Source organism: Pseudomonas sp. LRF_L74 (assembly GCF_965644255.1).
Classification (GTDB): domain Bacteria; phylum Pseudomonadota; class Gammaproteobacteria; order Pseudomonadales; family Pseudomonadaceae; genus Aquipseudomonas.
The window spans coordinates 306,381-332,939 of the sequence record NZ_CBFFRH010000006.1; the positions used below are offsets into that span (position 1 = coordinate 306,381).

Consider the following 26,559-nt stretch of genomic DNA (forward strand, 5'->3'; position numbering starts at 1 on the left):
CTAATAATGGCTGTCTTCAACTATATGCTGTGTGCCGGTGAATTTAGACTTGGCCAATAGCGTTGAATATATGAAGTTGGTTCGCAGGTAGCGCCACCCCAGCCTGCGTGGCTCTATCAACATGCGAAAGCACCATTCCATGCCGATGTGTTGCATCCATTTCGGTGCCCTGGGCAGCATGCCGGAAATGACGTCGAACGAACCGCCGACCCCCATTCCCAGATTCACCCCTAACTGTTCCCAATGCTTGCGCAGGAATACTTCTTTTTTCGGTGAGCTGATGCCAATGAAAAGAAGTTTCGCGCCGCTGTTGCGAATTCCCTCCACCACGCTGAGTTCTTCCTCTGGACTGAAGTAGCCGTCGTGGATGCCGGCAATGCGCAGTCCAGGATAGCGCGCCGCCAAACACTGGGCGGTGCGCGTCACCACGCTTTCCTTCGCGCCGAGCAGGTAGATGGAGGCGTTCAGGCGAGCAGACAGGGCACACAAGTCCCCCAGCAAATCGATTCCGGCTCGCCTGGCCGGAGCGGTGTACTTGAGCCACTTCATGCCGAGGGCGATGCCGGCGCCATCGATATGGACGCGTTCCACCTGTTCCAGGGCGTACATCAACTCAGGGTCTTGTCGCGCGTCAACGAGCTTGGCGACGTTGAGCCCCTCCAGGCGTATGCGTGTGTCGTTTATGAGGGCGTGCTCGATGTCGTCGAGGAGGGCCTGCGGGCTGATCAGGTCTGCCGGGCAACCAAGGAACCTGACTCTTCGGATGGATTCAGTTTTCATGTGAATGTTTCAGCGCCGGGGAAGGAAGCCTGTACAGGCTGCGAAGAACACCGCCGCAGAGCAGCCAGAACGCCCCGGTACCCGACACTGCAAGCATGTGTTCGGATGTGACGAGCGTGATTGTGAGCCCTACGGATAGCCAAAATGCGGCAAGGGCGAGCGCACTGCCATGATGGCGATAGGTGCGCCAGAACATCCAGCTCATGTTGCCGTAGAAGAGCAGGAAGAGTAGCGCCGCCGGTACGCCAAGTTGGAATGCGATGCTGAAAATGGCGCCTTCGCCGCCCCCGATCGTGCTGGCTGCCGCTTGCCCGGCCATCGCTCCCTGCTGGCCAAGCCCGGCGCCTGTGAACAGTACGCGAGGCAGGTCGACCAGGTTCTTTTTCAAGGCTGCCCAGTGCCCGACGCTCGAGCCGTCAAGAAGGTTGATGCTCATGATCAGGATGTTCCAGGACGCGACCACGATAGCCAGCAGGGTAGTGCCCAGAATCAGCCAGCGCCAGCCTCGGCCCGGCAGCAGTGAGCGATTGCCGAGCAGATAGCCGAGCAGGGCAAGGCCTCCGGCGAACATGGCGCCGCGGGTTCCTGACATCCAGATGCCCGCGAACAGAAATGCAGACAGGAGCAGTCCCAGCAGGCGGGCACGCGCATCCAGCCAAGCGATCACCAGCACGGCGCTCACGGCCAGGAACATGCCTTGCGCCAATGGAGAGGCAAGCAGCCCGGCGGCGCGGCGCTGCAGGTCGACGCCACCATAGAAATTCCATGGCAGGCCGTCCAACGGGTTTGCCCCGAGCTTCAGGCCTTTGACCTCAAGCATGTACTGGGGGTAATGCATGGTCGTGAGCCAGAAGTCGGTGTGCTGCTGTTCCCAGGCGCCAAAAGCGGTGCTGGCGATGGCCAGCAGGACCAACCAGGCCGCGAGCATGTGCAGGTCCCGCAGATTTCGGATGCAGTAATAGCCCACCAGCACAAACAGCGGCGGAATCATCAGCGTGCCGAAGGAACTGATCTGCAAGCCTCTGGGGGCGTTTCCTACGCCGATCAGCAGATAGCTCAGGGCGAGCGCGCCATAGCCCAGCATGGGCAAAATGATGCCCACGGGAAGACGAAGCGTCGCCAGGCAGCAGGCTGCTGTTGCGATCACCAGGCTGTCTCGCAAGAGCCTGAGGTCTGCCGCGTGCGGCCAGATGTTGTAGAGCCAGGCGCTGCCGAGGTCGCCCAGGTGGACCCAGAGCACGATGATGAGCAGAAGCGGGAGCCTCACCTGTTGCGCTCCGCGTTGCGACGAGCCTGGTATTGCCGCCAGCGTTGCCATTCACCGACCAACCCAGGACCCAATGCGGCAATGGCCCACTGTTTGAGGCCAGCCTTGAGGCGATCCTTGATCCCCCAGCCCACTCGTTCAATCCATCGGTCGATCAGCTGAATACGCTCCGGCGCCGCAGCAGGTATCGCTACTTGCTGCCGTTCAGTGGGGCGGCGCGCATGAAGCCAGAGGTTGCCGCCCATGGTCGCAAGAGGGTGGTGGCCGCACGATAGAACGTCGAAACCGGCAGCGATTGCCAGGCTCCGCAAGCTGTCCATGCAGAAGTAACTCAGGTGTGCGGGGTGGACGAACAGGCGGGTTTGCCAGTCACCGAGCAAGTCCGGGACCTCGATCCACAATTGCCCCCCGGGTCGCAGGGCGCGGGCTGCCAAGTCTAATGTTCCGAGCGGATCGACGACATGTTCGAGGACATGGAAGGCGACCAGCGCATCCAGGCTCTCCGGCTCGAGTGCGGAGAGTCCCTCCAGAAACCGGACCTGCGCGCCGTCGAGTAGGGTCTGGCGGTGGCTCCGGTCAGGTTCGCTGGCCAGCAGGCGCAGGTCTGGTCTCGTTGATGATGCCTGCCCCAGAAAGGCGCCAAAGCCCGAGCCCAGTTCGAACAGGGTCGCGCCGTCGGGCAACTGCGGGGCGATTAATGCCAGGCGCGATCGGGCAACGGCCTGATCGCCACGCCATGCAAAAAAACGCGCGAGATTGCGCCAGGGGACTTCGCTCGGAAACAGTTGCCTGTAACGCGTGGTGTAGAAGTCGACCAGGCCGGCATCGGTGAAGCCAGGAGCCAGGTACACCCCTGCGCAGTGACCGCAGCGGCGCAATTGCTGGCCAGACCTCGCGTAGACTTCCATCCAGAAGTGCCGCTGGTGGGCGGTGGCACCGCACAGGCGGCATTGCCCACTGTCCGCTGCCAGGGCATCGCGCCAGACGTACTCAGGCATAAATACTCCGATACCAGAGGGCGACCGAAAGCGCTAGCCAGAGCGTGCTGTGCTCTTGCTTGGGGCCGGACAGCTCGTTGCGCAGGCGAGCGAGGTCGATGAGCGCCTCAAGCTCTGCGGGCAGGTCGTCCAGTAATGTCTTCCAGGGCAGGCGCTTCAACAAGAACTGCTCGGCGTGACCGAAGCCCGTGCTTTTAGGGGCATCGGCGACGGCGGCGGGGAGCTTGCGTTGAAAGGCCGAGCGCAGAAGCGCCTTGGAGCGGCGGGCTCCAATGCGCGTAGCGGCGGGTGTGGCCAGGGCGCGCTCTACCAGACGGTGATCCATGAACGGGCTGCGCAGCTCGACCCCCGCATTCATGCTGTTGCGGTCAGCCATGCGCAGCACGCCTGGAAGCAGGGTGTTCAGTTGGTCGTCGCGCAGGCGTCCTTCGATCCCCAGGCGAGCGTTATCGGCGAGGGCTTCCAGGCGATGACGTTGTGCGTTCCAGAGTTCCCCGCTGATGGCCCCGACGCTCGGGCGCTGATGACGGAGCAGGGTGCGGACCATCGGCAGCGGGCACTCCCAGACCAACCGGTTAAGCAGCAGAGCGGGGCTGAACGTACGGTAGCTGAGCAACTGGGCTGCCTGCTTCCAGCGGCCGCTCAACAATGCGTCGCGAACTGCCAGGGAGTGGTAGCGGGCGGTGTACCCTCCAAGGAGTTCATCCGCGCCTTCACCCCCGAGTACCACTTTGAACCCGTGATCGGCAGCGGCGAGGTAAGTGCGATAGCTGGCGAGGATCGATGGGGTTGGGAACGGCTCGCCCTGGGCATCCACCAGGGCCATGAGTTCCTCTGCGCTGGGCGTTGGCGAGAAACGCAGAACCTTGTGCATGTGCTCGTGGCCGCTGTCCCTCAGCAGTGCGGCCGCCTTGTCGGATTCATCGAAAGCGGCATGCTCCGCTTCGCTATAGGCATAGGTGAAGGCGCCTCTCAATTGAGGGCCTTGTGCGGAGCTGGCCTCCAGGGCCAGTCGGGTGATAATCGAGCTGTCCAGGCCACCGGATAACAGGGTGGCGACCGGAACATCGGCCTGCATGCGCAAACGCACGGAATCATTGAGCAATTCGCACAGCGCCTCCTCGCTCAATGACGGGACCTCTCCAGGGTGTGGCCACTGGTGGTAGCTGCGAGTGCTGAAACGTCCTGTGCGGCTCAAGCGGCATACCTGTCCCGGCGGTACGGCTTGTACACCCTGGAAGAAGGTGGCCTGACCCTGTTCTGAAAAGCCGGTGACCATGAAGTCGAAGACTTTCTCTGGATTCGGCGGCGGGTAGGCGCCCTGAAAGGCGGCAATGGCCTTTATCTCGCTGGCGAGGATGACATGCCGGCCGTCGCGATACAGGTAGAGGGGTTTTACGCCCAGCCGATCACGGCAGTAAACAAGGTCGCCGCTAAGGGCATCCCAGATGACCAGCGCCCACATACCATTACAGCGCTCGAACAGGGCTTCGCCCCAGATTCGCCAGCCTTGCAACAGGACTTCGGTGTCGCCGTCGGTAACGAATTGGCAGCCAACCCGACGCAGTTCTTCGCGCAGGGCCTTGAAGTTGTAGATGGCGCCATTGAACACCAGCACGTTGCCGCTATAGGGGCAGCGCATGGGCTGTGCGGCTGCGCTCCGGGGATCATAGATAGCCAGGCGTCGATGCCCCAGCACGGTCTCGGGAGCGTGCTCGACGGTTGCCAATCCTTCACCGTCCGGACCGCGTCGAGCCAGGCTGGCCAGGGCCTCTCGAGCACGTGCCTGCAACGTGTCCATGTGAGCAAATGCCCGTATCGCGATCAATCCGCACATGGCGAAGAACCTTTGCGTATCATGACGAGGCCTCGGTAATGGCGTGCGGCTGGTAGCAGGTACGCTGGCCAAGCAGGCCTATCAAGACTGGTGCGGCCATCAGCAGGGCAAGCCATGGGCTTGCAGTTGAGTAGCTGGCAACTGCTGCCAGTAACGACAGCAGGATAGCCGTCCAGCCCCAGGCCGTGAAACGTATGTGCAGCAGGCCGAGCAGGCCGAATATCATGCCTAGCGCCCCCAGAACTTTACCCCATAGCAGGCCATGGGCTGAGCCTGCCCACGCCCCCGCTAACTGAATCAGGCTGCTGACGCTCATGCTGATTAGCAGCAGGCGGAGCAATGGGCGCTCCCGGCTGCCACTGATCAGGGGCAGGCTCAGAAAACCACTGGCCATGGAAAGCCCCCAGGCCAGCAGCACAAGAGTGGACAGCATCAGCCAGCGGTTTTGCTCGGCGGTTATCGGTAGCGCCTGGAGCAGCAGTACGCACGACAGCGCAGTTGCACTTCCCCAAAGGCCCCAGGAACTGGCCAGCAAGGCTCTGAGGCGACCCGTTGGGTGCGCTGCACCGGGCAGCAGCAGGCGCGACAGTTGGGCCTGAATGCCAGAGAGCCCGCTGAGGGCATGGCTCAGAATCAGGTACCAGGGGAAATAGCCGGGGGCTAGCGGCGCGAGCAACAGAGGCGTCAGGCGATCATGCAGCGTGCCGCAGATGCCGAGCATCGAAAGCCTCAGGGCGGCAATCAATTGCCCTTGGCCAAGTCGCGGGAGCCACAACCTTGCCCGGCGACTGTAGGCCAGGTGCACCAGTGCCTGAACGGCAAAGCCCAGGGTAACGGCGAGCCCCGCCCGAGTGGCTGCGGAGGACGACCATTGGTAGGGCAGGGTGCTCAGGAGCAGCGCGATTGGCCAGGCAATCTGGCCCAAGATCATTGCCAGGGCTTGCCGACCCTGCACGATGAGAGGGCCTGAGTAGTTGATCAAGGCCAGCAGCGCCGCGGGTGCGGCTCCGATCCAATAGGCTGAGGCAGCGGCATCCCGCCATTGGCACGTGATCAAGAGACTGGCCAGCACAAGCAGCAACAAGCTGGCTATCAGGCGGTGTGTCAATGCGCATCGCCAGTCATTTAGCCATTGTGGGTGATCGAGTGGGGTGCGTAGAAACAACGAGCCGTAGCCCAGATCGGCCACGAAGATCAGCGTCATCAGCAATAGATGGGCCAGCCCTACAGCGCCGTACTGTGCAGCGCCCAGCATATGCAACAACTGCAGTTGGAAAAGAAAGTTGCTTCCTTGGCCGATGCCGTATGCCAGGGCGGCCAGCACGAGCATGTGCTTCATCGTGCGGTTCGCCGTTACCTTTTCGGCATGCGGGCGAGTCCCTGCGTTCACGCCAGCACGTCCGGGAACACAACCCGGTGCAGCGCTTGGCGGAAGCTCATGCGGGGTTGCCAACCCAGTACAGCCAGCGTCCGCTCAGGATTACCCAACTGGCTGATCCGGTCCACGCTGCGGACCCGTGCAGGGTCGACCTCGATCTGGACCGTGCGTTCGAGCACATCGGCCAGTGCCTGCACCAGTTGCGCCACCGAGTGCTCGACACCAGAGCAGAAATTCAGGGCGTCGAAGGCCTGCGTCTCGCGTGAGTCCTGGACGAGCGCCACGAGTCCGGCCGCGATGTCGTCTGCATGCAGGTAGTCGCGGCGTGGCGTCAGGTTGCCGAGTCGGACCCGGCCACTCGACGACTGCTTCAACTGGCTCAGGATTTCGGGGATCAAGTGGGCGTTCGGGTCATCATGCCCGACGGCGTTGAAGATGCGTGCGGCGCGGCCAATGCGTTGGCGACCCTGGCTGCTCCAGAAGCGCAGTTGCTGTTCGTTGCAGTATTTGGACAGCGCATAGTTGTCGCAAGGCAAGAGCGGGCTGTGCTGCTCGTCCAGGGCGTTTTCCTGCCAGGCATACACGGCGCCACTGGAGGCGAGAGCAACGCGCGCGACATTGAATTCGGTGGCCGCCGCAAGCAGGCGCTCGGTTCCCACCACGTTGACGTTCAGGCATTGGGCGCGCTGGTTCTCGCAGGTCGGAATGTGATGGATCGCGGCGAGGTGCAAGATCGCATGCGGACGAAATGTACGCATCAGCCTGTGCAGGGTGTCCTCGTCGCACAGGTCGCCCTCGACGGCCAGGCTGGCTTGCGCCGGCATGGGCAAACCGCTGGAAAGGTTATCCAGAACCGCGACGTCACCGCCCAAGGCGCGCCACTGGGCAACCACACGGCGTCCGATCATACCGGCGCCGCCTGTGACCAGCAGGCGCATCACGGCGACACCTCGTTCACCAGGTGGCGTCGGATGTTGTCGGGAATCTTGGTCAGGATGGGACGTTCTCCCCTCAGCCAGACGTACAGCGCGAGCCAGAGCGAGAGCGCCAGCAGAGAAGCCGCGAAGACCAGTAGGCCCACCCATTTTGGATTGCGCATCGGTATAGGCTGCAGCGAGAGGGCCGAGCGTGATTTCAGGCCGATTGCTGCCTGCCTGACCTGGGCTTGATCCAGCTTGACGTTCAACTCCTGAATGGCTTCGTCCTGTTCGGTGGTGAGCGCGGTCTGGCTGTTGATCAGTTTGTCTCTGTTGGCCGTCAGGCGGGTGAGGATTTCGTCACCCGAGGCCGCATGGTGCACCTCGTCCAGCCCGGAGAAGAGTTGAGCGTAGGCATCTAGCTTGGCGAGTCCGCGCTGGAGTTTCCGCAGGTGTGCCTGTTCATCGGAGACTGTCGCTTCCAGGGCGATGATCTGTGGTAGAGGGGCCAGGTACTTGCCTCCGTTGTCCTGAACGGAGACCACCGTGTTAGGCGCCATCTGACGTGCCTCTGGATAACGCTCAAGCACACTGCGCATATCTGCGATGCGCTGCTCGGCCTGCTGGATGTTGAAGGTTGTCTGCAACCGCTGGATATTGAGCTGCGGGCGTTCGGCCAGGGTTTTCTGTCCTTCACGAACGGTCTCCAGCAGATTGTTGGCCAGAAGCGCTTGGCCAATGTGCCGGGTCAGGAGCTCAAGATAATGTTCGGCCTGCTCTTCGTTTTGCGCACGCAGGTTGAGCGACAGGCCCAGGCCTCGTGCTTTCTCGATCTGCGCCAGAGGGACTTCGCGAATGTCGTCGCGGTTCAACGATGAGCGATACTGGACGGTGTTTGCCCAGAACACCGGATTGTTCGCGGCCCGCAATAGCCGCTCGGCATCGATGTCTTCATCCGCGAAGCTATGGGCAACCCAGCGCCGGTCCCATAGATAGGATTGAGCCTGGCGCCATTCTTCCAGGGAAATATTCGGAACCTCAAGCAAGGCACTGACGGAATACAGGGGGCGTTGAGCGATCCCCAGGGCTGCCAGTCCTCCCAGTAACAACGCTGGAATCACGAGCAATCGATAGAAGCGTTGAAAGAAGCGCAGTATGCGCAGGCACAATTCGCCAAGCGAAATCTCGCCTGGGCCAAAAGCGCTCGGCGCTGTCGAAGTAGGCATGCAATCAACCCGAAGTCAGACGCGGAAAGCCTCATGCCATCTGGCGCGGAAGGCCAGGTATTCAGGCAATGAAGTGGGCGCAATGTGCCATAGGCCAGGCAATCAGCGCAATCGACCGCTGTGCTTGAGAACGGCAACCGGGCGTGCTGGACATCGGTGCTGGCGCCGCTGTGATTCAGCGCGTGCCGAAAACCAGGCGACACAGGCGTAGCAGTGGATACAGCAGGTTCAGGCGAGTGGGTAGCCGGGTCCACTGGAGATCGGCGTTGGTGGGGCTGAGCCAGTCGCCTATGGCGTGCAGGCGGGCAGGTAGATTGTCCAGTAGCGCCAGGTCCATCAACACGCGCTTCGCAGTGCCCTGGTTCAGTGCCAGCGCTTTGTCCGACAGCGACTGCTCGATGCCTTGCAAGGCCAGATCAACCATCCGTTTGCTGGCCTGACAGGGGCGCCGGACTGCCTGCAGCTGTTCGGCAACGAACGAGCCGAACAGCAGCGTCAGCAGGCTTAGGCAGGCATCGAGAGACCCGCAAGTGCCGCTGCGCACGAAAATATCAGCCGCCTCTCGGGGATCGAAGTCCGGGTGCTGGAGCAGGGCGTGAATGTCGATCAGCCAGATCAGCCGGCGAAAGCAATGCTGGTTGGCGTGGGCGACCAGGTAGGGAACGGCATAGGTCGGGGGCAGGCAGTGAATCGGTGTGGCGAGAATATCCAGCGGCACACTGTTGCCCTGGAGGTTTGCAAGCAGGTCGCGGTGCCGGAGCAGTCGCCGGTGCAGCTCGACCCGAGGCAGGCCTGAGCGATGTGTCAGCACCAGTTCATGGGTGCCGGCGGGCAGGGGCAGTGACTGACCGGGCAAAGGCGTATAGCCCTGTTCGTGCAGTACGGCCAGTGCCTGTGGCCATTGCGCTTCGTTGATCAGGATGTCGAGATCCACACTGCTGCGCGTGCCCAGTGAGCCGTGTGCTTGCACTGCCAATGCCGGTCCCTTGAGTGCCACGGGCGTGAGTTGGGCGCTGTGCAGGGCACTGAACAGGCGCTTCAAGGTGGCGGCGAGCTGCAGGGCACGCAAGGTCGTATGCCGTTTTTCCTGGGCGAGTGCCTCTTGGCATGCGTCTGGCAGGCTGGCCAGGCGCGTGGCGTCGATCAGGCCCGCCACGCCATGGTGGCGTACGAAGCTGGCCAACCGAGTGGCTGGCTGCTCGGGGTGGTGGTTGCCAAAACCGAGGGTCCACAGTGTTTGCTGCAACAATGAAGAGAGGCGTGCGTTATCTGCAGGGGGGAGCATGGTGACAAGACGCATCTCGCGATTCGAAACGCCGACAGTCTGCCGCTGCTCTTCCTGCTTGGCAATCGCAAGCCGGACAGGTAGCGTGGCGCCCTCTAAATAATGGATAGCCGAAATGTCGCCGACTTGGTCGCAGGAATCGTTTGCGCACTACGTGGCGATGTTATCCCGTCGCTATGGCGAGGCCGCGGTCGATGTGCGTCATGAGCTTTTTTTCCTGACTGCCGGGCGATCTCCAGCGACCATCGGGGCGCGAGCCTGTGTAGCGTTGCTGCGTGATGCCTGGCTATTGATGCGTGGCCCTGTCGCCAGGGCTGAGGCGCTGAACCGCCCGGTTCTCCTGCTTGCCACCCTGGCCGGCGAGAGTGGTTGGGGTACGTTGGCCCGTAGCATGGCGCACTTGCCAGAGGGGGGCGCAACGGTCCTGGCTCATCCGCGCCTTGCCTCGCGTATTTTTCCTGCCGATCTCGTGCTTGCCAGGCCAATGCGGCCGTCGGCGGCGGGCTTGATGAACAGCCTGCATACGTTCTTCAGTCACTGGTTTCGTCATCGCTCGCTGCTGCTCGCCAGTTGCCTGGCACGACGTGTCCTTTGGCGCGACAGCCTGTCGCGTACGCTGGGGGGACGGCAAGGCCTGGTGGTGTTGCACAACGATTTCGACCTGATGAGCCGGGCGGCCATTGGCCAGGGCGCGGTCACGGTGTGCCTTCAGCACGGATTGCCGACGGACGAGTTCTTTCCGACGCGGGCCGACTGGTATGTCGTGTGGGGCCCCCGCAGCCGCCAGGCGTTCGCGGCGGCGGGCTGCCCGGAGCGTTTGCTGGTGGAGGACGCGCTGGGTCGTGGTGCTGTGTGCCCAATGCCTGAGACGCCGCCTTCGGGACTGTCGCTGCTCTCGCAAACGCATGCCCCGATATTCGGCGAAGGGCTTGGCGCCTGGCTACGTCATTTTGCCGATGAACTGCTGGCGCTGGCGCCGCGCGCGCGGATACTGTTGCACCCTCGGGAGCGCAGTCCGTACCGGGGCCGGGCGGGGCTGGCGAGTCACCCTGCGCCGCACCCTGAGTTGCGCGCCGGCGAAGCCCCTCGACTGGTGATGGGCTGTTGCACCACGGCGCTGTTCGACGCCGCACTGGCAGGCCACTGGGTCATGCGCCTGGCTGCGCCCTTGCAGGGCAACCAGGGGGCTTGCCATTTGCTGGCGCTGCCGTTGCAGGCAAGCACTGCGGAGCAGGCACACGCCTTGTACGAGCGCCTGTGCAGCGATGCGGCTTTTCGTCAGCAGGTCGCCAAGGCGCAAATACAATGGTTGCACGATAATTTCAGTCAGGTTGAAACGGGGCTTTCCGGGCTGTTGGCGCGTCTGGGGATGTCCGGAACACGGGAGCGGGCATGAGCCTTCGAGTCCTGCAGGTCAGCAAGGAGTTCCACCCCCTGTCGAGCGGGGTGGCCCGGCACATTCAGGGGCTGGTTCAGGCCTTGGGCGAAGATCGAGCCTTCAGGTTTCGGGTGTTGGCGCCGACCGTCGATGCGACTTCGGCTCCTTGCGCGGTTGTACAGGGGCGTTACTCAGCCTTGTGGCGCAGCCTGGCTGACTGTGATGTGGTGCATGTGCATGGCGCACGCACGCCCTTCGTCGCGTTCGCGGCCTTGTCGGCTTGGCTGCGAGGCGTCCCGGTCGTCTACACCCCGCATTGCTATTACGACACCGGCTCGCCCTGGCGCCGCCGCTTGAAGCGGCTTTGGGACCTTACGGTCGAGCGCGCGTTGGTGCGAAGCGCCGGGGCGGTAATCCTGCTGCACGAAGGATGGATCGACGATCTGGCCGCGCGCGGTTTGCATCCGCCCAGGCTGTTGATCGTGCCCAACTGCATCGATGCGCGGCGCCATGACGGCCACGCAGATGAAGAGCGCCTGGAAGGGAAGCCCGCTCTGCTCTCCATTGGTCGCCTCGATCCGGTCAAGCGCCTGGACGACGTCGTCCAGGCACTGGCACAGCGCCCATTGGCCGAGGCAGTGCTGCATATCATCGGGCAGGGAGAGGATCGTGCCCGCCTCGAGGCGTTGGCTGCGCAACTGGATGTGGCAGGGCGCGTACGCTTCCATGGCTGGCAGGATGACGAATCATCGTCGCGCATGATGGCGGGTTGCGATGCGATGGTTCTGGCTTCCGCGCGCGAGGGCATGCCAACTGTCGTGCTCGAAGCCTTGCTCGCAGGTGTCCCGATCGCCTGCTCGGACATAGAAGGAAACCGAGCGATCCTGCATGCGGTTGGCTGGGATGCAATGTATCCCGTGGGGGAGGTGCCTGCTCTTGCCGCCTGTGCTTTTGATACCGCCCAACGGCAGGTTCCGCAGCATGTGCGCGACGCCGTGCATGCGCAATTTACCTGGCGCGGACAAGCCCCCAGGCTGACCTCGCTTTATGCCGAACTGACATCCCATTCATGATGCGCCTTGACGATATGCGGCACTTTACGCTCGTGAGCGTGTTTTCATTGATCACCCGTTGCGGAGTGAAGGGGCGTAACGTCTTTTTGATGCTGATGCTGGCATTGCTCAGGGCCTGTGTGGATACAGCGTCGGCCATGCTGTTTGCGCTGGCACTGTATGTTCTGCTTGGGCGCAGCGCAGCGACTTCGGTCATGCCAGATATCTGGCCAGAAGAAGACATCTCCGCAGGCGTAATCCTGACCTTGCTGGCTATCGCCTTGGTCGTGTGTAAAGCCATCCTGGCGCCCCTTCTGAGCTATGTGCGAGGGCAACTGATTGACCGTTGGTCCTTGCAGGTCTCGGTTGCCGCGCTTGAGGCCGAGTTGACGCGTGCGCTCGACGGGGCGCCCCAGGAGCACGCACAGGGGCGTAATATCACCGTCAACCTCATGGTTTCCCGGGTCATGATCGGCGGGGTGTTTCCCAGCCTTGATCTGGTGACCGAGAGCCTGGTGGTGACGGCGTTGCTTGCCTACCTTTCTTGGCATTTTCCCCTGCTGGGCGGTTTGTTCCTGATGGGCGTGCTGCTGATGAGCGGCGTCTGGCTCGCTGCCCAGCATGTGCTCAAGCACCGTCAGGGGGAAGTGCGTGCCGGGTTGCAGGAGCATATGCATCGCTGGGTTACGGACAGCAGTGCATGTCAGCGGGAAATTCAGCTCTATGGTCGGGTCCCTGCTGTTCTGGCTGGCTACAGACCGTTGGCTTGGCAGTTTGCGAAGGTCACCTCGCGTGAGCGGATGCAGCAGGATGTGCAGGCCCCGATAATCGAACTGGCCCTGCTGTTCATCCTGGGCGCGACGTTATTCGGCGTGCGTCAGCATGCCGAGCAACTCGATATAGGGGCGGTTGCGCTGTGTTCGGCTATTGGTTTGCGTTTGCTGCCGGCATTGCGTCGTATGTTCTTGTCCATGAGGCGGTTGACTTATGTCCAGGCGAGTGTCGAGCAGCTTCATGCGCTGCTGGATGCTTCTGAGCGCACATGGGTCTGTCCCTTGCATATTGCCGAGCTGCCTGCGGGGCAATTATTGAGCGGCAATGCGATTGCCTACGCCTATTCAGGAACCCAGAGTCACGTGCTTCACAACCTCGACCTGCAGATCGATCAAGGCGAGTGGCTAGGGCTGGTCGGCGTTTCGGGAGCGGGCAAGTCTACGCTTGTCGATCTGTTGATCGGGCAACGGTCGCCAACCGAAGGGGGACTGGTTTGGAGGCATGCCCCTGCTATCGGGTATGCCGGCGCTCAGGCCTCGCTGCTGCCTGGCACGCTTCGTGAAAACGTCGCATTGCTGAACGAGCCCGTCGATGATGGGATATTGATTCAGGCGCTGTCTATCGCGGGCATGTCCACTTGGCTGGATCGTCTGCCCGATGGGCTTGATACCCCTGTGACGCAGTTCGAGTCGCATCTTTCCAGTGGTGAACGCCAACGGCTGGGTCTGGCGAGGGCAGTGCTGCATGCCCATGACCTGCTGGTTCTGGATGAGGCCACGGCAGCACTGGACGAATTGACCGAGCGCCGATTCCTCGAAGCCTTGAGGGCCACGCGGCCGGCATTGGCTGTGCTGCTGATCACTCATCGCTTGAGTGCGTTGCGTTATGTCGATCGGTCGGTGTTACTAACCAAAGGGAAATTGCAGGCATATCACCAGGGCGAGCACGCCACTGGCGTGGATGTTCCGGCAAACACGGAGGCGGGTCAGACCCGAGGTACATGCATTTAGCGTTTGTGTTGGGCACCCGCCCAGAAATCATCAAGCTTTCGTCATTGTTAGCGGCATGTGTGCGAGAGGGCGTGCCGTACACGCTGATTCATACCAACCAGCACTACGATGCGGCGATGGATAGCCGTTTTTTCGAAGAGTTCGAGCTGCCGGCCGCCGAGTTCAACCTGGGGGCTGGCTCAGCGTCGGCAGGCATACAGCTTGGCCGGATGCTGCTGGGCATACAGCCGGTTCTGGAGCGGGTGAAGCCTGACTGCGTCATCGTGCAGGGCGATACCAACAGTGCGTTGGCCGGAGGGCTGGCTGCCAGCAAGGCAGGTATCGCGGTGGCGCATGTCGAGGCCGGGCTACGCAGCTTTGATAAGCGCATGCCCGAAGAGAACAACCGTATTCTGCTTGATCATCTTTCCCAGTTCTGGTTCTGCCCTTCATCGCTGCAAGCGGAGTTACTGGCCAGGGAAGGGATACAGGGGACAAATGTCCATGTAGTCGGCAATACGGGCAGTGATGCCGTGCTGCACTATGGCGGTCATGCCCAACAACACTCGGGGATTTACACTGCGTTGTCGTTGAAGCCCGATAAGTATCTGCTGTTGACGTGTCATCGGCCATCCAATACGGATGACCCAAGCTATTTCGCTCAACTGATGCATGCCGTGGATTGCCTGGCCGAAGCGCTCGATCAGGACGTTATTTTTCCCGTTCATCCGCGCTTGGACCAGCGTCATATGGACACGTTGAAAAGCAAGCGGCGCATCCGAACCATTGAGCCTGTGGGCTATCTGGACATGCTCGCCTTGATGCAGGGTGCTGCGCTGGTGTTGACCGACAGCGGAGGGATGCAGGAAGAGGCTTGTATACTGCGTCGTCGCTGCTTGATCTTGAGGGCCAATACCGAACGCCCGGAGAGTCTCGAAACCGGCGGTGCGGCGCTGGTTCCTTCGGTTGACGCGGTCGCTCTGATCGAGGCCGCCCGGGCATTGACCCGGGCAACGGTCACCTGGAGCAACCCCTTTGGCGACGGTCAGGCCTACCGGCGTATCCTCGATGTGTTGCATGGCGCGTTTGAGGGCTCCATGCCCGGGAACGGCTCCTGGCGTTCAGGGCAGGTCGAGTTGAGTCAGCCCCTATGATCCCGGTCATTCTTTTCCATCGATTATTCGGCCCGCGTCGGCGATGCCGGTTCATTCTCGTGGAAGGCCGTTCACGGGTCAGTGAAAGACCATGAGCACTGAGAATATTCTGACCGCTGTGCCGCACAGCCTCGGCAGGCAAGAGCGGGAGCAGCACTATGGCCACGCGGGGGCGGTGCTGTGGCTGACCGGGCTCTCGGCCTCCGGGAAGTCGTCTCTTGCAATGGCCCTGGAACGGGCTCTGACGGCCCTGGGTTATTCGTGTTACGTGCTCGACGGGGATAACCTGCGCCATGGTTTGAACGCGGACCTGGGGTTCGCCCCGTCGGATCGAACGGAAAACATTCGCCGTGCCGGGCAGGTCGCTGCCCTGTTTGCCGATGCGGGGCTGATCTGCATTGCCGCGTTCATCTCGCCTTATGCCCAGGATCGAGAGCAGGCGCGGCTGGCAGCGGCGCCAGCGTTTCATGAAGTCTACATAGAGGCAGACCTGCCCACCTGCGAGGCGCGAGATCCCAAGGGCTTGTATCGACGAGCCCGATCAGGCGCTCTCCCAGGCTTCACGGGGATCGACGCACCTTATGAGGTTCCTCTCAGTCCCGAGTTGACGATCCACTCGGGAACCTCGTCTTTGCCGATTTGCCTGGCCAGGCTGATCGAGTACGTGACCCTGCACATTCCGCTCAAACAGTCAGGCTAGCGTGTCTTTCTCAGGGCTGTCCGCTGATGGCGACAGCGCGATCAGGAAGCCGACGGGGAGCCACAGGATGATCCAATAGACACTCGGGCGATGAAAGATGGCATAGATATCCGAGACCATCGCCACAAGCGCGAACACCAGGGCTGACAAGCCCACGCGTGCTTCCAGCTGGTTACGCAGGCGCCATGCTTTCAGAACCAGCGAGCCCAGCAGGGCGAGAAACAGCGTGATCGCCACGACGCCGAACTCGTACCAGAGTTGCAGGTAAAGACTATGTGCGTGGTAGACCGTGTCTCCCCATGGGTAGCGGTAGACCATTTTCCGACCCGGCCCATCGCCCAGTAACCAGAACTCCGGCAGTCGCTCAAGCCAGTTCATCCAGATCGGGCTGCGCTGGCTTGTGCCGCGCAGCCATTCGTTCTGCACATGCGGCCAGAAAAAGATGATCATGCAGGCCAACGCGAGCGTCCCCCAGGCGAGCCAATAGCGCCCGCGGGCCTTGGGCGTCAGTACCAGCAGGACAGCACCCGATGCCAGGGTGGAGAACCAGGCACCTCGGGAAAACGTCAGCAGCAGGTAGCTCATCAGGCCTGCAAGAGCGATCAGGGCAAGCACCAGAGCCCACCCTCGAAGCTCGAACTCAACCAGCAGGCTGAGCAATAGCAGTGAGAAGAATCCGTAATACAAGCCGGCCACGATGGGGTGGGAGAAGTCGGCAAAACCCTTCCAGCCTAGAGCGGCCAGGCGGCCATTGTCTCGGATGGCTTCATAGGCGAGCGGTTTGTCCAGGATGACGAACTGGTTGTAGAGCGTGAGCCAGGCGAAGAGCGCGCTGAGCATGATCGACGCCAGGACGATCCTGTTCAGCAGGCGCATCCGCTGCAAGTGGTAGATGGCAAAGACATACAGCAGGATGAACAGGCCGATTCGCAGCCAGTAGAGTCCTGGATGGTCGGCATCGGAGCCCAGGGTCCCGCGCACTATCGTCCAGCCGATCAACGCCAGTAGCAGGTAGGCGCAGAGTTGGCGCCACAAATGACAGGCGAGCCGTTCGTTGATCAGCAGCAGGAGGGCGGGAAGAAAAAGCAGGGCATGCAACTGTGTGGCGTGCCGGCTTCCATCATTGTTGAAGAGAAAACCACTGAGTAGCGTGAAAAAACCAACGGCCAGTAGTGTTGTGCAAACCCCTGACAGCTTGTTTCGGTAGTGTTCGGCAACCATGGGCAAGAAGGGCTCTTAAAGGGGCAATGCAACGCCAGTGGCAAGCCATCCGCTGACAACAATCGCAAAGGCGTGACAACAATGGCGTGTTGCGGTCTGCAGTTGAACGTCCCCACGGGGTGATGTTCAGTCGTGAGAGGCGGTGGGCTTGTTTAGCGTATCGTCGTCGCATGATGTCCCTGAAACGAACGCACCTTCGCGGCCTCGGCCGTCCAGTTTGTCGCGGAATATCCAGCTTGTGCCGCCGCTCTTGGATACCTGGACGTACAGGCCGTCGCCATCATTGGTTTTTCCTGGTGTGGCGGCTTTGGCTATCGACTCCACGGTCTTGCTGGTCAGTTTACCCATTGCTCCTTCTGACCCACACCTTGGTTGTGGATTTTATGGATGGCTGCTGGATGTCCTGGGGCGGATGCTAGGCTGTAAGTGGCGTATTTACTAGGGTTTCAGGATCTTGCTGGGTTTCTGCAAGCATTAAAAAAGCCGGCTTGTGGCCGGCTTTCAGGGGGTAGTCGGGGCTTACTTCTGGTAAGCCGCGACGGCCTTGACGATGGCTGCGCGGGCTTCTTCAGCGTTGCCCCAGCCTTCTACTTTCACCCACTTGCCTTTTTCGAGGTCCTTGTAGTTCTCGAAGAAGTGCTTGATCTGCTCCAGGAGCAGGGCTGGCAGGTCGGTGTACTCCTGAACGTCCTTATAGATGACGCTCAGTTTGTCGTGCGGTACGGCGATCAGCTTGGCGTCGCCGCCGGCCTCGTCGGTCATGTTCAGTACGCCGACCGGGCGAGCGCGGATCACGGAGCCTGGTGCGACCGGGTAGGGGGTCACGACCAGCACGTCCAGTGGGTCGCCGTCGTCGGCCAGGGTGTGCGGGATGAAACCGTAGTTGGCCGGGTAGAACATCGGGGTGGCCATGAAGCGGTCGACGAACAGGCAATCGGTGTCGTGATCGATTTCGTACTTGATCGGCGCGTGGTTGGCCGGGATCTCGATGGCGACGTAGATGTCGTTCGGCACGTCCTTGCCGGCCGGGATCTTGCTGTAGCTCATGTTGGGTTTCCCTATGTGGGCCAAAAAGTGGGCGAGATTATAGGCAGATTCCGCCGGGGTTACTACGTCGGCATTCTCAGCCTTTCGTCTCGATATCGACTTCCTGGTAGTCCGGATGGTTGCGTTGCAGGTGTTGAAGACGAACGAGCGGGTCTTGTCTGTAGAACAAGGCGAGCTGGGCATACACCTCGGGATAGGTCGTGTGCAGCAGATCCGGTGCGGTGAAGAAGTATTCGCTGGTGACGGCGAAGAATTCGGCGGGGTTTTCGGCAGCGTACGGGTCGATGGCGGTTTCCGTGTCCGGGTCGGCATCGAGCTGGCGGTTCATCTCGTCGTAGGCGTTTTGCATGGCGCTGGCCCAGGCTTCGATGTGCATGTTGCGATGCAGGGGCGGCAGGCCGTTGGCGTCGCCGCCGAGCATGTCCAGCTTGTGCGCCAGTTCGTGGATCACCAGGTTGTAGGCATCCCAGCCGCCGCTCGCCTGCACGCCGGGCCAGGCCAGGATCACCGGGCCATGTTGCCAGGCTTCCCCGCTGTGTTCGGCGTCCCATTCGTGTTCTATGCCGCTGCCGTCGCGATAGCGCTGCGGACTGAGGAAATCATCCGGGTAGAGGATCAGCTCATGGAAGCCCTGGTACCAGTCAAGGTCGGCCAGGTGCAGCAACGGAAGCTCGGCCATGGCGGCCAGGCACAAACGGTCCTGGAGGCTGAGGTCGACACCAGGCAACGCAGTGAGGCGCTTGTGGTGGAGAAACAGTACGGCGCGCTCGAACAGGCGCTGCTGCTCCTGTTGGTCAAGTCCGTCGAGGATCGGCAGGTGGTCCAGAACCGCCTGCCACATCGCTGCGTCATATGGCGCTCGTGCGAGGATTCGACGACGGCGCCATGCGCGCAGCGACCACATGTCAGTTGGCCGATTTGGCGTTACGGCGCTCGGCGGAGATCTGGATGCGGTGGCGAATGAAGCCGATCGCCATGGGCAATATCGACAGCAGGATGATGAAGATCACCAGCAGCGACAGGTTGTGCTTGATGAACGGTACGTTGCCGAAGAAGTAGCCAAGGGTCACCAGGCCGCCTACCCACAGCACGCTGCCGAGCACGCTGAAACCGAGGAAGCGCGGGTAATGCATGTGGCCGATACCGGCGACGAATGGCGCGAAGGTGCGCAGGATCGGCAGGAAGCGCGCCAGGGTGATGGTCTTGCCGCCATGCTTGGCGTAGAAGGCCTGGGTGCGCAGCAGGTAGTCGCGGCGGAAGATCTTCGATTTCGGGTTGCGGAACAGCCGTTCGCCGCTGGTTCGTCCGATCAGGTAGTTGAGGCTATCGCCGCTGACCGCGGCGATGAACAGCAGGCCACCGAGCAGCATGGGGTCCATGGCGCCGTTCGCGCACAAGGCGCCGGCGATGAACAGCAGGGAATCGCCGGGCAGGAAGGGCATCACCACCAGGCCGGTTTCGCAGAAGATCACCAGGAACAGAATGGCGTAGATCCAGACCCCGTAGTTGCGTACGAGCAGGTCGAGGTAGGCGTCTAGGTGCAGGATCAGGTCGAGCGGGTTGAGTTCCATTGAACACCAGTAGGGAACGAGCGACGCGGCAGTATACTCGCCATTGTCGGCTTGGATACGAGGGGGATGAGCGGCTGTTTGGCGGTGCTGTGCAGCAACACCGCGCCAGGCGCGGTGGAGAGGGAGGCGATGATTGCAGATATGGCTGTTACAGAATGTTAAGCCGTGGCTGCATTCTTCTTTTGGCCTGAGGCGTGTTGCCGATGTTCATTCGTCGAGTTCGAGGACGAAGTTCTTGAACTTGGTGTCTTCGCGAAAACCGATGGACTCGTAGGTCTTGTGCGCGGTCTCGAACTCGCGGCTGGAGGCGACGCGCATGCGCACGGCATTGGTCTTTTTGGCCATCTGCTTGGCGGTCTGCATCAGGTGGTCGGCGACCAGCATGCGACGGGCGTCTTCGGCCACATAGATGTCGTTGAGAATCCACACGCGCTTGAGCGACAGCGAAGAGAAACTGGGGAACAGCTGGCAGTAACCGAGCGCCTTGTCCTCGTTGTCGGCCAGGGCCAGGTAGATCACCGACTCCTTGCGCTTGAGGCGGTTCTCGAGGAATTTGCGCGACGAGTCCGGCAGCGGCAGCTCGCCATAGAATTCGCGGTATTTGATGAACAGGGGCAGTAGCAGGTCCAGGTGCTCAAGCGTGGCTTGGACTATGCGCATAGATCGGGCCTCGGCGTGCATGGATTTGATGGAAAGAATCCTGCACAAGGCGACTTGAAAGCGCAATCCAAGCGGGCGTTTGAGCCAGCTCCAGCATCGGCGCCGAGAGCCGCCCCGGGCTGGAGCGGCGGTGGGCGGTTGCAGGTATTGCCGCCAGGCATTGATACCTGGCGGCCCCGCATCAGAAGAAGCCCAGCGGATTGATGTCGTAGCTGACCAGCAGGTTTTTGGTCTGCTGGTAGTGGTCGAGCATCATCTTGTGGTTTTCGCGGCCGACGCCGGATTTCTTGTAGCCACCGAACGCGGCGTGCGCCGGGTACAGGTGGTAGCAGTTGGTCCATACGCGCCCGGCCTTGATCCCACGGCCCATGCGGTAGGCGCGGTTGATGTCGCGGGTCCACACGCCGGCGCCCAGGCCGAACTCGGTGTCGTTGGCGATGGCCAGGGCCTCGGCTTCGTCCTTGAAGGTGGTGATGCCGACCACCGGGCCGAAGATTTCTTCCTGGAACACGCGCATCTTGTTGTTGCCCTTGATCAGGGTCGGCTGCACGTAGTAACCGGTGGCCAGGTCGCCTTCCAGCTTTTCGACGCCGCCGCCGGTGAGGATCTGCGCGCCTTCCTGCTGGGCGATGTCCATGTACGAGAGGATCTTGTCGAACTGCTGCTGCGAGGCCTGGGCACCGACCATGGTCTCGGTGTCCAGCGGGTTGCCGCGCTTGATCGCCTTGATCTTCTTCATCACCACTTCGAGGAAGGATTCGTAGATCGACTCCTGCACCACCGCGCGCGACGGGCAGGTGCACACTTCGCCCTGGTTGAAGAACGCCAGGACCAGGCCTTCGGCGGCCTTTTCGATGAACGCCGGCTCGGCTTGCATGATGTCTTCGAAGAACACGTTGGGGCTCTTGCCGCCCAGTTCCACGGTGCTCGGGATGATGTTGGCGGCGGCGCATTTCATGATGTGCGAGCCGACCGGGGTCGAGCCGGTGAAGGCGATCTTGGCGATGCGCGTGCTGGTGGCCAATGCTTCGCCAGCTTCACGGCCGAAGCCCTGAACGACGTTGAGCACGCCTGGCGGCAGCAGGTCGCCGATGATTTCCATCAGCACGGTGATCGACAGCGGCGTCTGCTCGGCTGGCTTGAGCACGATGGCGTTGCCAGCGGCCAGGGCCGGAGCGAGTTTCCAGGCGGCCATCAGCAGCGGGAAGTTCCACGGGATGATCTGCCCGACCACGCCCAGTGGCTCGTGGAAGTGGTAGGCGGCGGTGTGCTCGTTGATCTCGGCGGCGCTGCCTTCCTGGGCGCGGATGCAGCCGGCGAAGTAGCGGAAATGGTCGGCGGCCAGCGGCACGTCGGCGTTGAGGGTCTCGCGCACGGCCTTGCCGTTGTCCCAGGTTTCGGTGACAGCGAGCAGTTCGAGGTTGGCTTCGATGCGGTCGGCGATCTTCAGCAGCACCAACGCGCGGTCCTGCACCGAGGTCTTGCCCCAGGCATCGGCGGCGGCGTGGGCGGCGTCCAGGGCTTTCTCGATGTCTTCGGCGCCGGAGCGGGGGAATTCGGCGATCACTTCGCCGGTGACCGGCGAGGTGTTGGTGAAGTATTCACCCTTGACCGGCGCGACGAACTCGCCGCCGATGTAGTTGCCGTAGCGGGACTTGAACGTGACGATGGCGCCCTGCTGACCGGGATTGGCATAAATCATTGGAAGTTCTCCTGATTCTTGTCGGTTTGTCGATGCATCTGAGTTCTGTCGGAGCAAGGGCCGGGCCAGATTGGGGCATGTCCCGCGATAGAGGACTTGCCCGGCCCACAACGCTTTGCCAGGACAGCGTAGCTGTCCCGCATTCGGTACGCCGCCTGCGTGACAATTTGTACCGTCTGCGTGACAGTCGGCGCGTGGCCGTTGCATCGGGCTGTTGCCTGGGGGATGCTGCAAGTCGCATTCGAGAAGCGTGGAGCCGACCGCGCCCAGTCAAATGGAGAGCTGCATAAGATGTCTGCCAGTTCATCAAGTCGCCATGCCCGCCAGGTACTCACCGTGGCCGGGGGAAAAATTCCACCCGCCGGGCCGGCCGCCGATCCATCCATTGCCCGTTCCTGGCTGCGCTGCCTGGAGCAGCATCATCTCGATCCATCCCTGCCCCGTGACCCCAAGGTGCTCGAACATGCGCGCATGCTGGAGCGCCGCGAGCGCCTGCGCAGGGTGCTGGAGATTGCCGAGGGCGAGATGCACAGCCTGTACCAGCAGTTGGCCGGCAATGATCATGCGGTGCTGTTGACCGATGCCCAGGGGGTGATCCTCAACTGCGTCACCGACGATGCCGAACGGGCGTCCTTCGAGCAGGCCGGGCTGTGGCTCGGCGCCAACTGGAGCGAGTCCAGCGAAGGCACCAATGGCATCGGCACCTGTGTGGTCGAGCGTCAGGCGCTGACCATCCAGCAGGATGAGCATTTTCGCAGTCGCCACACGGGCCTGACCTGCTCGGCGAGCCCGGTGTTCGATCCCCATGGCGAACTGATGGCGGTACTCGATGTGTCGTCGGCGCGGGTGGCGGTGTCGCGCCAGAGCCAGTTTCATAGCATGGCGCTGGTCAGCCTCTCGGCGAAGATCATCGAGAGTTGCTATTTCCTGCGTTGTTTCGAATGCAGTTGGCTGTTGCGTTTCCATGTGCTGGGCGAGTGCGTGGGGCTGTTCAGCGAGGGCTTGCTGGCGTTCGAGGGGGATGGGCGCATATCCGCAGTCAACCAGAGTGCCCTCAACCTGTTGGGGCGCAGTCGCGAGCAGTTGGTCGGCGCCGCTCTGGAGGATATTTTCGAGTGCCGGCTGGACGACCTGTTTTCCCGCACGTCCTCGCTGATCACCAACAGTTGGCCGCTGCGTACGCGGGAGGGGCGGTCGTTGTTCGCATTGGTACGGGCCATGCCCCGGCCGTCTCAGGCACCGCTGGTACGTCGGGCGAGTCAGTCCCCGACGCCATCCGGGATTTGCCTGGGCGATGAGCGACTGGCAGGCGATTTTCGCCGGGCGCTGAAGGTTTACGAGCGGGATGTGCCGTTGCTGCTATACGGCGAAACCGGATCGGGCAAGGAAGCCTTCGCCAAGGCTGTGCATCGCGCCGGGCCACGCTCGGCCAAGGCGTTCGTCGCCCTCAACTGTGCGGCAATCCCGGAGAGCCTGATCGAGAGCGAGCTGTTCGGCTACAGCGGCGGCAGCTTCACCGGGGCGCGCAAGGAGGGCATGCGCGGCAAGCTGCAACAGGCCGATGGCGGCACCTTGTTCCTCGATGAGATCGGCGACATGCCCTTGGCCATGCAGACTCGCCTGCTGCGGGTCCTGGAAGAGCGCAGCGTGGTGCCGCTGGGTGGCCAGCCGCAGGATGTCGACGTCCGCCTGATCAGTGCGACCCACCATGACCTGGCGGCGCTGGTGGCCGATGGCCGGTTCCGTGAAGACCTCTATTACCGGCTCAACGGTCTGGTGCTGAAACTGCCCGCGCTACGTGAGCGCCGCGACAAGGGGCAGTTGCTCGATCAATTGCTGGCCGAGGAGAGCCGCGAGCAACCCATCCGGTTCGGCAGCGGCGTGCGCGAACGTTTGCTGGCTTATCCGTGGCCAGGCAACGTTCGCCAACTGCGTACCGTGCTGCGCACGCTGGTCGCCCTGAGCGAGGACGGACGCGTGGAGGTGGCTGATCTGCCAGTGGATATCCAGCGCGGCGGCAGGGCTCCTGCGGCGTCGGCGAGGGGAGGGCTGGAGCACGCCGAGCGCAGTACCTTGCTGGCTGCGCTGGAGCAGCAGCGCTGGCATGTCAGCCGGGTGGCCGAGCAGCTCGGTATCAGCCGCAATACGCTCTACCGCAAGTTGCGCAGGCATGGGCTGGCGCGCGGTGGGGCGGCCCATTGAGTATCTCTGCTCGTCGGCATCGTCTCGCACACAGGCGCCATGGCACCGCGCGCCGCAGAGGCACTCCTGCCGCCGCCGCAACAGCATGCTAATCTGCCGACCTATTTTTCGTAGTGCTTCGACGGAGTCCGCATGCACATTCATATCCTCGGCATCTGCGGCACCTTCATGGGCTCGCTGGCCGTGCTGGCCAAGGAGCAGGGGCACCGCGTCACCGGCTCCGACGCCAATGTCTACCCGCCCATGAGCACCCAGTTGCAGGCACAGGGTATCGAGCTGATGCAGGGCTACCTGCCGGAGCACCTGGAGCCTGCTCCGGACCTGGTCGTGGTGGGCAACGCGTTGTCGCGTGGCAACCCGGCGGTCGAGTATGTGTTGAACAAGGGGCTGCCTTATGTGAGCGGCCCGCAATGGCTGGCTGATCATGTGCTGCAAGGCCGCTGGGTATTGGGCGTTGCCGGTACCCACGGCAAGACCACTACCAGCAGCATGCTGGCCTGGGTGCTGGAGCACGCGGGCATGAGCCCGGGCTTCCTGATCGGCGGTGTGCCGCAGAACTTCGGGATTTCCGCGCGATTGGGCGACACGCCGTTCTTCGTGGTCGAGGCCGACGAGTACGACAGCGCGTTCTTCGATAAGCGCTCGAAGTTCGTCCACTACCGGCCGCGTACGGCGATCCTGAATAACCTGGAGTTCGATCACGCCGACATCTTCCCGGACCTGGCGGCCATCGAACGGCAGTTCCACCATCTGGTGCGTACCGTGCCGGGCCAGGGCCTGATCATTCATCCCACGGCCGAGACCGCATTGAGTCGTGTGATCAGCATGGGCTGCTGGAGTCCGGTACAGACCACTGGTGAAGGCGGGCAGTGGCAGGCGCGCTTGCTCAGTGCCGACGGTTCGCGCTTCGAGGTGCTGTTCGATGGCAAGGTCGAAGGGACTGTCGATTGGGCGTTGACTGGCCAGCACAACGTCGCCAACGCCCTGGCGACCCTGGCGGCGGCACGTCACGTGGGCGTGGTGCCGGCGCTGGGTATCGAAGGCCTGAGTCGCTTCAAGAGCGTCAAGCGGCGCATGGAGAAGGTCGCCGAGGTTGCGGGGGTCACGGTCTACGACGACTTCGCCCACCATCCGACCGCCATCGCCACGACCCTGGATGGCCTGCGCAAGCGTGTCGGTGATGCCAAGGTCATCGCCGTGATCGAGCCGCGCTCCAACTCGATGAAGCTCGGTGCCCACCGTGACGGCCTGCCGGACTCCGTGGTCCTGGCCGACCAGGTCTACTGGTACGCGCCACCGAATCTGGGCTGGGACCTGGCCGCCACCGTCGCCGGTTCGTCGGTGCCGACCGAGGTCTGCGATTCGCTGGAGGCGATCATCGCCGGCGTGAAGGCCCAGGCGGCACCCGGTACCCATGTGGTGATCATGAGCAACGGCGGTTTCGGCGGCCTGCACGGCAAGCTGGCCGAGGCTTTGGGAGGCTGACCATGAGCGGTCCTGAACGCATAACGCTGGCGATGACGGGGGCTTCGGGCGCGCAGTATGGCCTGCGCCTGCTCGATTGCCTGGTGCAGGAAGAGCGCGAAGTGCACTTCCTGATCTCCAAGGCCGCGCAGCTGGTCATGGCCACCGAGACGGACGTGACCCTGCCGTCCAAGCCCCAGGCGATGCAGGCGTTTCTCTCCGAATACACTGGCGCCGCGCCCGGCCAGGTTCGCGTGTATGGCAAGGAAGACTGGATGGCTCCGCCAGCTTCCGGCTCAGGTGCGCCGTCGGCCATGGTCGTGGTGCCTTGTTCCACCGGCACGTTGTCGGCCATCGCCAGCGGGGCCTGCAACAACCTGATCGAACGGGCCGCCGACGTGGTGCTGAAGGAGCGTCGGCAGTTGATCCTGGTGCCACGCGAGGCGCCCTATTCGAGCATCCACCTGGAGAACATGCTCAAGCTCTCCAACCTCGGTGCGGTGATCGTGCCGGCATCGCCGGGTTTCTATCACCAGCCACAGACCATCGACGACCTGATCGACTTCGTCGTGGCGCGGGTGCTCAATCTGCTGAATATCCCGCAGGACATGCTGCCGCGCTGGGGTGAACACCACCTTGGCGGCGATGAATAAAGCAGTCGCGGGCGTTCTACTGCTGGCGCTGCTATCGGGTTGCGCCACCGTTCGCACCCTGGACGCCGCCAAGCCTGGCGCACCTGTGGTCTACGCGGGCACTCGCCTGGATTGGTATTCGCTGCGCGGCGGTTGTTGCCCGCAGGATCGTTTTGGTGCCCTGGCGCCGAAATATGCCGGGGTCGATCTGCCGGCCAGCTTCGTCCTCGATAGCGTGCTGCTGCCGCTCTCCCTGGCTGCGGCGCTGGGGCTCGGCGTGCGGGTCCAGGGCGGCAATTGAGCGTTGTGCTCGGCGCTCGTGGCG

Annotated in this window: 23 protein-coding genes and 1 pseudogene; 9 read left to right on the forward strand and 15 right to left on the reverse strand. The window is 62.4% G+C overall.

Annotation, left to right across the window (positions count from 1 at the left end; genetic code table 11):
- The 8 genes from ACSZPK_RS17165 to ACSZPK_RS17200 form a co-directional block, all read right to left on the reverse strand.
- Positions 1–780 carry a WecB/TagA/CpsF family glycosyltransferase gene (locus ACSZPK_RS17165; protein WP_437882685.1) on the reverse strand — a complete coding sequence of 260 codons (780 nt, stop codon included), beginning with the start codon at positions 778–780 and terminating at the stop codon, positions 1–3.
- Entirely contained in the window at positions 770–2,047 is a 1,278-nt protein-coding gene (locus tag ACSZPK_RS17170) for a hypothetical protein (RefSeq protein ID WP_437882686.1), read from the reverse strand. Before ACSZPK_RS17170 ends, ACSZPK_RS17165 begins: the two co-directional genes overlap by 11 nt.
- Positions 2,044–3,045: a class I SAM-dependent methyltransferase gene (locus ACSZPK_RS17175; protein ID WP_437882687.1), complete on the reverse strand. Its 1,002-nt coding sequence runs from the start codon at positions 3,043–3,045 to the stop codon at positions 2,044–2,046. The genes ACSZPK_RS17170 and ACSZPK_RS17175 overlap by 4 nt, the downstream gene beginning before the upstream one ends.
- Positions 3,038–4,882, reverse strand: coding sequence for an asparagine synthase (glutamine-hydrolyzing) (gene asnB / locus ACSZPK_RS17180; RefSeq protein WP_437882688.1), 1,845 nt, complete (start codon positions 4,880–4,882; stop codon positions 3,038–3,040). The genes ACSZPK_RS17175 and asnB overlap by 8 nt, the downstream gene beginning before the upstream one ends.
- A gap of 19 nt (positions 4,883–4,901) precedes the next feature.
- Complete coding sequence (locus ACSZPK_RS17185; protein ID WP_437882689.1) at positions 4,902–6,212, reverse strand: hypothetical protein; 1,311 nt, start codon at positions 6,210–6,212, stop codon at positions 4,902–4,904.
- Positions 6,213–6,268: 56 nt separating this feature from the next.
- Positions 6,269–7,198: an NAD-dependent epimerase/dehydratase family protein gene (locus ACSZPK_RS17190; protein WP_437882690.1), complete on the reverse strand. Its 930-nt coding sequence runs from the start codon at positions 7,196–7,198 to the stop codon at positions 6,269–6,271.
- Positions 7,198–8,298 (reverse strand): hypothetical protein, encoded by a 1,101-nt coding sequence (locus ACSZPK_RS17195; RefSeq protein ID WP_437882691.1) that lies wholly within the window; start codon positions 8,296–8,298, stop codon positions 7,198–7,200. The genes ACSZPK_RS17190 and ACSZPK_RS17195 overlap by 1 nt, the downstream gene beginning before the upstream one ends.
- A gap of 280 nt (positions 8,299–8,578) precedes the next feature.
- Entirely contained in the window at positions 8,579–9,703 is a 1,125-nt protein-coding gene (locus ACSZPK_RS17200; protein WP_437882692.1) for a nucleotidyltransferase family protein, read from the reverse strand.
- 100 nt (positions 9,704–9,803) lie between these two features.
- On the opposite strand from ACSZPK_RS17200, the gene ACSZPK_RS17205 reads away from it, so the two are divergent.
- The 5 genes from ACSZPK_RS17205 (at position 9,804) to cysC (ending at position 15,735) form a co-directional block, all read left to right on the forward strand.
- Positions 9,804–11,084 (forward strand): hypothetical protein, encoded by a 1,281-nt coding sequence (locus tag ACSZPK_RS17205; RefSeq protein ID WP_437882693.1) that lies wholly within the window; start codon positions 9,804–9,806, stop codon positions 11,082–11,084.
- Positions 11,081–12,139, forward strand: coding sequence for a glycosyltransferase family 4 protein (locus tag ACSZPK_RS17210; protein ID WP_437882694.1), 1,059 nt, complete (start codon positions 11,081–11,083; stop codon positions 12,137–12,139). The genes ACSZPK_RS17205 and ACSZPK_RS17210 overlap by 4 nt, the downstream gene beginning before the upstream one ends.
- Positions 12,136–13,902: an ATP-binding cassette domain-containing protein gene (locus ACSZPK_RS17215; protein ID WP_437882695.1), complete on the forward strand. Its 1,767-nt coding sequence runs from the start codon at positions 12,136–12,138 to the stop codon at positions 13,900–13,902. Before ACSZPK_RS17210 ends, ACSZPK_RS17215 begins: the two co-directional genes overlap by 4 nt.
- Entirely contained in the window at positions 13,893–15,035 is a 1,143-nt protein-coding gene (gene wecB / locus ACSZPK_RS17220) for a non-hydrolyzing UDP-N-acetylglucosamine 2-epimerase (protein ID WP_437882696.1), read from the forward strand. The genes ACSZPK_RS17215 and wecB overlap by 10 nt, the downstream gene beginning before the upstream one ends.
- A gap of 91 nt (positions 15,036–15,126) precedes the next feature.
- On the forward strand, positions 15,127–15,735 hold the full coding sequence (cysC, locus tag ACSZPK_RS17225) for an adenylyl-sulfate kinase (protein ID WP_437882697.1): 609 nt from the start codon (positions 15,127–15,129) through the stop codon (positions 15,733–15,735).
- Here the strand turns inward: cysC and ACSZPK_RS17230 are convergent.
- The 7 genes and pseudogenes from ACSZPK_RS17230 to exaC form a co-directional block, all read right to left on the reverse strand.
- Positions 15,727–16,956 (reverse strand): O-antigen ligase family protein, encoded by a 1,230-nt coding sequence (locus tag ACSZPK_RS17230; RefSeq protein ID WP_437882698.1) that lies wholly within the window; start codon positions 16,954–16,956, stop codon positions 15,727–15,729. The genes cysC and ACSZPK_RS17230 overlap by 9 nt on opposite strands.
- A 195-nt stretch (positions 16,957–17,151) precedes the next feature.
- Positions 17,152–17,304, reverse strand: a pseudogene (locus ACSZPK_RS17235) (Arm DNA-binding domain-containing protein); the annotation flags it as partial.
- 171 nt (positions 17,305–17,475) lie between these two features.
- Positions 17,476–18,003: an inorganic diphosphatase gene (gene ppa, locus ACSZPK_RS17240; protein WP_437882699.1), complete on the reverse strand. Its 528-nt coding sequence runs from the start codon at positions 18,001–18,003 to the stop codon at positions 17,476–17,478.
- Positions 18,004–18,079: 76 nt separating this feature from the next.
- Entirely contained in the window at positions 18,080–18,907 is an 828-nt protein-coding gene (locus ACSZPK_RS17245) for a M90 family metallopeptidase (RefSeq protein WP_437882700.1), read from the reverse strand.
- 1 nt (position 18,908) lies between these two features.
- Positions 18,909–19,574, reverse strand: coding sequence for a DedA family protein (locus tag ACSZPK_RS17250; RefSeq protein ID WP_437882701.1), 666 nt, complete (start codon positions 19,572–19,574; stop codon positions 18,909–18,911).
- Positions 19,575–19,781: 207 nt separating this feature from the next.
- Positions 19,782–20,234 carry an N-acetyltransferase family protein gene (locus ACSZPK_RS17255; RefSeq protein WP_437882702.1) on the reverse strand — a complete coding sequence of 151 codons (453 nt, stop codon included), beginning with the start codon at positions 20,232–20,234 and terminating at the stop codon, positions 19,782–19,784.
- A 181-nt stretch (positions 20,235–20,415) separates the two neighbouring features.
- Positions 20,416–21,936 carry an acetaldehyde dehydrogenase ExaC gene (exaC, locus tag ACSZPK_RS17260; protein WP_437882703.1) on the reverse strand — a complete coding sequence of 507 codons (1,521 nt, stop codon included), beginning with the start codon at positions 21,934–21,936 and terminating at the stop codon, positions 20,416–20,418.
- Between the two features lie 291 nt (positions 21,937–22,227).
- Here exaC and ACSZPK_RS17265 point away from each other — a divergent pair, with 291 nt between their 5' ends.
- The 4 genes from ACSZPK_RS17265 (at position 22,228) to ACSZPK_RS17280 (ending at position 26,535) form a co-directional block, all read left to right on the forward strand.
- Positions 22,228–24,138 (forward strand): sigma-54-dependent Fis family transcriptional regulator, encoded by a 1,911-nt coding sequence (locus tag ACSZPK_RS17265; RefSeq protein WP_437882704.1) that lies wholly within the window; start codon positions 22,228–22,230, stop codon positions 24,136–24,138.
- A 132-nt stretch (positions 24,139–24,270) separates the two neighbouring features.
- Complete coding sequence (gene mpl / locus ACSZPK_RS17270; protein WP_437882705.1) at positions 24,271–25,623, forward strand: UDP-N-acetylmuramate:L-alanyl-gamma-D-glutamyl-meso-diaminopimelate ligase; 1,353 nt, start codon at positions 24,271–24,273, stop codon at positions 25,621–25,623.
- 2 nt (positions 25,624–25,625) lie between these two features.
- Entirely contained in the window at positions 25,626–26,255 is a 630-nt protein-coding gene (gene ubiX, locus ACSZPK_RS17275) for a flavin prenyltransferase UbiX (RefSeq protein WP_437882706.1), read from the forward strand.
- Positions 26,248–26,535, forward strand: coding sequence for a YceK/YidQ family lipoprotein (locus tag ACSZPK_RS17280; protein WP_437882707.1), 288 nt, complete (start codon positions 26,248–26,250; stop codon positions 26,533–26,535). The genes ubiX and ACSZPK_RS17280 overlap by 8 nt, the downstream gene beginning before the upstream one ends.
- Positions 26,536–26,559: the final 24 nt, after the last annotated feature.